General features: G+C 49.0%; 1 protein-coding gene. It reads left to right on the top strand.

Features of this window, described 5'->3' with window-relative positions; all coding sequences use genetic code 11:
* Window positions 1–388: 388 nt before the first annotated feature.
* Window positions 389–796 carry a ParB N-terminal domain-containing protein gene (locus tag ACOCD2_RS22690; RefSeq protein ID WP_419601584.1) on the top strand — a complete coding sequence of 136 codons (408 nt, stop codon included), beginning with the start codon at window positions 389–391 and terminating at the stop codon, window positions 794–796.
* Window positions 797–873: the final 77 nt, after the last annotated feature.

Below are 873 nucleotides of genomic sequence, written 5' to 3'. Positions count from 1 at the left end.
AGCAGCCAGAGCACGAGCCAGAGGCTATCGAAACAACCGAACTTTTATAACTATGATCTACATGATTGCCAGCCCGGCGGGTTCCATACTGAAATCCATATGAAACGTCGAAGAGCCCAAATCGATTTTACGACTTTATTATTCCCTGTGGATAAATTTTGTACGACTTTATTGTACGCTTTACGACTTTATTCTCACGAAATAAAACCACCAAATCGTTGTAAAAATAGGAGTTAAAGACTTTATTCCCCAGTAAAGGACTTTATTACCTAGTTAAAGACTTTATTCCCCAGTCACACACTTCCTGTTTTCCTGATCCGTCAGGCTTGCATTATTGAAATAATGTGGATGATAGGAGGTGTACTCAACAACACTTCGGAGAATCCACATGAATACCGCTGAAACCTTACCCGCCCCCTTCGATCTTGCCGCTGTCATGGCCAACCTGCAAAACGAACAGTTTTTGCATGTGCCGGTGGCGCTGCTCCAGGTCAAGGAAGGCTTCAACCACCGGCGTTACTTCGATGAGGCCGCGCTGAACGACCTGGCGGAGGACATTCGCCGCAATCGCATCGCGCAGCCCCTGGTCATCCGTCCCAACGAAGACAAGACCGTGTTCTATATCATTGCCGGGGAGCGCCGGTACCGGGCCGCACAAATCGCCGGGCTGACCAATGTGCCCTGTATCGTCCGGTTGGTGAGCGAGGCCGAAGCCTATGCTATTTGTAAGCGCCAAACAATCAGCCCTATTGCATTTTTGGCTCTTCCCCTGATTGAGTGGGCGCCCATCATCTAGTAATCCCATCAGGGTAAAGATCCAACCCGCCGAGATGGAAGTAAATGGCATTGGCAAACCGCTCTTTATTGCGGAAG

Origin of the sequence: Thiolapillus sp. (assembly GCF_048562965.1) — a bacterium.
GTDB lineage: Bacteria > Pseudomonadota > Gammaproteobacteria > Chromatiales > Chromatiaceae > Thiolapillus > Thiolapillus brandeum_A.
Note: the sequence above shows the minus strand (reverse complement) of the source record. Positions and strands in the feature narration are given on the sequence as shown.